This is a genomic window from Pseudomonas sp. Pseusp97 (assembly GCF_047304025.1).
Taxonomy (GTDB): domain Bacteria; phylum Pseudomonadota; class Gammaproteobacteria; order Pseudomonadales; family Pseudomonadaceae; genus Pseudomonas.
This window is the reverse complement of record NZ_JBGLYK010000396.1, coordinates 1-2,347: the sequence shown is the minus strand read 5'-3', so window position 1 is coordinate 2,347 and position 2,347 is coordinate 1. Positions and strand designations below refer to the sequence as shown.

Sequence of the window (2,347 nt, the reverse complement as noted above, 5' to 3'; positions counted from 1 at the left end):
TGGGTCTTTTGTTTATAACACACTCCCGCGTACCCCTTGGTGCGTGGGCGGGGTGTTTGGGTTAGCGCGGCGCTCCACGCCATCCTACGAGGTGTTCGCCTCGAAATTGGGCGGTGGAGGCGATCAATGCCGCCAGAAAGCCGGGGTGAACAGCACCAGCACGGTGATGATCTCCAGGCGCCCCAGCAGCATGCCGGCGCAGAGCAGCCACTTGGCCGCGTCCGGCAGCGAGGCGAAGTTGCCCGAGGGGCCGATGATCGGGCCCATGCCCGGGCCGACGCCGGCTACGGTGCTGGCCGCGCCGGTGAGCGAGGTCATCCAGTCCAGGCCGAGGAACGACAGGCCCAGCGCCAGGCCGCCGACGGTGGCGCCGAAGAAGAACGAGAAGGTCAGGATCGAGCGCACGATCTCCTCGTCCAGGCGATGGCCGTTGTAGCTCTGCTTGATCACCGCGCGCGGGTGGATCAGCTGGTACAGGCTGGCGCGCAGCAGGGTATAGGCCACCTGGAAGCGGAAGATCTTGATGCCGCCGGCGGTGGAGCCGGAGCAGCCGCCGATGAAGCCCAGGTAGAAGAACAGCATGATCGAGAAGTGGCCCCACAGGCTGTAGTCGCCCAGGGCGAAGCCGGTGGTGGTGACCACCGAGGTCACGTTCACCGCGACGATGCGGAAGGCGTCCAGCCAGGGCAGGCTGGAGGTTACCGAGTACCAGGTGCCCATCACCAGCCAGGTGAACACCAGCAGGGCGAGGAAACCATGCACCTGGTGGTCGCGGATCAGCGCCTTGCGGTTGCCGCGCAGGGTGGCGACGTAGAGCACGAAGGGGATGCTGCCCAGGATCATCACCACCACTGCGACCCAATGCACCGCCGGCTGGTGCCACTTGGCCAGCGACTGGTCGGAGGTGGAGAAGCCGCCGGTGGAAATCGCCGACATGGCGTGGTTGAGCGAGTCGAACAGGCCCATGCCGGCCCACCAGAAGGCCAGGGTGCCGGCGATGGTGATGGCGACGTAAACCCCGACTATGTACTTGGCCACCATGTGCGAGCGTGGCATGACCTTGTCGGAGCGGTCCGAGGATTCGGTCTGGAACAGGCGCATGCCGCCGATGCGCAGCATCGGCAGGATCGCCACCGCCATGGCGATGAAGCCGATGCCGCCCAACCAGTGCAGCAGCGAGCGCCAGATGAGGATGCCCGGCGACATCTTGTCCAGCCCGCTGAGGATGGTCGAGCCGGTGGCGGTGATGCCCGACATGCTCTCGAAGATCGCGTCGGTGAAGCTGATGTGCCGGGCGAACATGAAGGGCAGGGAGGAGAAGAAGCAGACGATCACCCAGCTCGACACGGTGAGCATGTACATGTCCCGCGGGCGCAGGTGCACCTGCTCCGGGCGGCCGGGGATGACCAGGCCCAGCCCGCAGGTGAAGGTGATGATCGCCGACCAGATGAACGGGTGCAGTTCGTTGGCGCGGCCGTAATACAGCAGCGTGGCCATGGGGACCAGCATGGCGACCGCCAGCGTGATCACGAAGATGCCGATGATGAATCCGAGGGTACGAAGTGTCGGCAGGGCCATGCGCTGAGGTCTGAATCCAGTGGGAATCGGCCATTTTACCTGCCGCCTGCCCAGAGTAAACCGCGTGACGCCGTTCCCCTTTACAAGTGCGGCGCAGAAGCAGGGCGCTGTCTTTCCCGGGCAAATGCGAACCCTTTGCGTCTACAATGGCGGCTTTCGAGATTGACTGGAGGCAGCCCATGGAGGCTCTCGACGCGTTGCTCAACCGTGTGTCCCATGCCCGCCTGAGCGAGCCGGCACCGTCCGCCGAGCAACTGGACCGGCTGTTCCGCGTCGCCTTGCGTGCGCCCGATCACGGGCAGCTGCGCCCCTGGCGCTTCATCACCGTGGAAGGCGAGGCGCGCAGGGAACTGGGTGAGTTGTTCGCCCGCGCCGTGGCGGCCAATGAGCCGGACGGCAAGCCCGAGGCGCTGGACAAGGCCCGCGCCATGCCGCTGCGCGCGCCGCTGCTGGTAGTGGCCGTGGCACGCCTGCAGGACCACCCCAAGGTGCCGGAGATCGAGCAGTGGCTGGCGGCGGGTTGTGCCGCCCACGGCATTATCCAGGCGGCCTACGTCGAAGGATTGGGGGCGATGTGGCGCACCGGCGCCCTGGCGTTCGATCCGCTGGTGCGCGAAGGCCTGGGCCTGGCCGAGAACGAGCGCATCGTCGGTTTCATCTACCTCGGCACGCCGGTCGGCGAGCTGCGCCGCCCGGCGCCGCTGGACCCGGCCGGGTTCGTCAGCGCCTGGCGGGGCTGAGCGGCAGTTCCAGGCGCACCGTCCAACCA

General features: G+C 66.7%; 2 protein-coding genes. One reads left to right on the top strand and one right to left on the bottom strand.

Annotated elements, in window-relative coordinates; translation table 11 throughout:
- Positions 1-123: 123 nt before the first annotated feature.
- A complete protein-coding gene (locus tag ACCC94_RS29295; protein WP_413353091.1) occupies positions 124-1,578 on the bottom strand; it encodes a TrkH family potassium uptake protein in 1,455 nt (484 codons plus the stop codon).
- A 179-nt stretch (positions 1,579-1,757) separates the two neighbouring features.
- Between ACCC94_RS29295 and ACCC94_RS29290 the strand changes: the two genes are divergently transcribed.
- Entirely contained in the window at positions 1,758-2,318 is a 561-nt protein-coding gene (locus ACCC94_RS29290) for a nitroreductase family protein (protein WP_413353090.1), read from the top strand.
- Positions 2,319-2,347 lie beyond the last annotated feature (29 nt).

Excerpts from the sequence above, each read along its gene's own strand:
- ACCC94_RS29295 (WP_413353091.1), bottom strand. The coding sequence starts at position 1,578 with ATGGCCCTGCCGACACTTCGTACCCTCGGATTCATCATCGGCATCTTC.
- ACCC94_RS29290 (WP_413353090.1), top strand. The coding sequence starts at position 1,758 with ATGGAGGCTCTCGACGCGTTGCTCAACCGTGTGTCCCATGCCCGCCTG.